Source organism: Streptomyces torulosus (assembly GCF_001419765.1).
Lineage (GTDB): Bacteria > Actinomycetota > Actinomycetes > Streptomycetales > Streptomycetaceae > Streptomyces > Streptomyces torulosus.
In genome coordinates this window covers 1-1649 of sequence record NZ_LIRK01001029.1, presented here as the reverse complement: position 1 = coordinate 1649, position 1649 = coordinate 1, and the positions used below count along the sequence as shown (strand labels likewise).

2 protein-coding genes and 1 pseudogene are annotated in these 1649 nt (G+C 69.7%); all 3 read right to left on the bottom strand.

Annotated features, from left to right (window positions below):
* Nucleotides 1-108 precede the first annotated feature (108 nt).
* A complete protein-coding gene (locus AOK23_RS43775; protein ID WP_004984898.1) occupies nt 109-321 on the bottom strand; it encodes a helix-turn-helix domain-containing protein in 213 nt (70 codons plus the stop codon).
* A 129-nt stretch (nt 322-450) separates the two neighbouring features.
* Complete coding sequence (locus AOK23_RS43770; protein WP_055717899.1) at nt 451-1266, bottom strand: phosphatase; 816 nt, start codon at nt 1264-1266, stop codon at nt 451-453.
* 81 nt (nt 1267-1347) lie between these two features.
* Nucleotides 1348-1649: pseudogene (locus AOK23_RS43765) on the bottom strand (acetoin utilization protein AcuC); the annotation flags it as partial.

The window sequence follows — 1649 nt, the reverse complement described above, 5'->3', positions numbered from 1 at the left end:
ACGAGGGGCCAGCCTACCCGCCCGAGCGCTGAGGTCGTAATCGAGGGTGAACCAGGGGTATCCCGGAGGCCCCGCGGGGCCTCCGGGAACTCCTGGACCCGATGACCGTCAGGCAGTCTCCACCCCCACGTAGCTCTCGCGGAGGTACTCGTGAACCGCTTGCTCCGGCACCCGGAAGGACCTGCCCACCCGGATCGCCGGCAGATGACCGCTGTGCACCAACCGGTACACGGTCATCTTCGACACTCGCATCACCGAGGCGACTTCCGCCACGGTCAGGAACTGAACCTCGTTCAGAGGCCTCTCGCCAGCTGCAGCCATGACACACCTGAACCTTCCGCACTCGACGGCCACCGGCTTCCCCTTCCGGTGACTCTTCGTCGCTGCGTGCTCACTCCCCAATGTAGGGGCGGGTGATGCGAGTGGGGAAGAGGGGATGCCATCGGCGGCCTACTGTGACAGACACGCCCGATTGAGTACGTAGCGGGTCAGCGGTCGGTAGTAATCAGACCGCACACCGTCATCAAGTGGAACGACGACGGACACCCGCCCCTCGGCCTCACCCACGAAGGGCGCCGGATCGTCCGTGTCGGCCAGCCCGATCGCCTCGAACCCCAGCTGACCTGCCCCGCAGACCCAGCCGTGGTCCCCGACGACGAGTTCCGGGAGGGGCCCGCCACCCTCCGCGGCGGCCGCCAGAACCGTCCGGATCGGGAGCGGCGAATGCGTGTGCACGCCGGTCGCACAACGGGAGCGCGAAGCGGTCGCCTCCCGGACCACGGAGACACCTCGTACGTAGTCGAGGTTGTACGTGCGTAGACCGAACCGGGTCGTTATGTCGACACGTCTACCCGTCGCTGGGGTGAGGACCTCACATCCCGCCGCCGACAAAGCGTCCGCGAGAGCGCCGTAGAAGCCGATCAGCCGATGCGGGTGCCCGGTGCCGAGGAGCACCGGTCCACCACGGCGAGCGACCGCCGCGAGCCGCTCCGCGAACCGGTCCAGCGCCGCCAGGGTGAACCGCGGGTCGATCACATCCTGCCCGGTCGTACACCCCGGGTCGGCCGAAACCCCGCACTTCCGGGCCATCAAACCGAGCACATCCGGCTGCCGCCAGGTCATTTCTGGATCAAGCCCGATCAGAAACCGAGGATCGCGGGCCGCGAACAGCCGGTAGCTCCGCAGGCTCGACTCCCGCGAGGTGGCCACCCTCCCGGCCAGCCCGACCGCCACCAGATGAGCCCGCAACGCCCCCGCACTCCACACACCCCGATGCTGACGCACCCGCCCCACGCCACCACCGGAATCCCTGGCCGAACCACACAGTTGGCCTAACGGCCGCCGCCTCTACGGCAGCAACCCCCGCAGCGGGAAGACCGCCTTGCGCGCGGCCAGCACGGCCTGGTCCAGCCGGTCCGCGGGGTCGTACCCGGCCTCCCAGCCGGCCCACTCCACGGGCCACCGCCCGTCGGTCATCCGCACCGGCGCCAACTGCCGCGTCCGCGCGAAGACCTGCTGCCGCCACTCCTCGGGAATCATGGTCTCCGGCGCGATCTCCCGCCCGGCCACGATCCCCACGAGATGGGTCCAGGACCGCGGCACCACGTCCACCACCGCGTATCCCCCGCCGCCGAGCGCGACCCACCGCC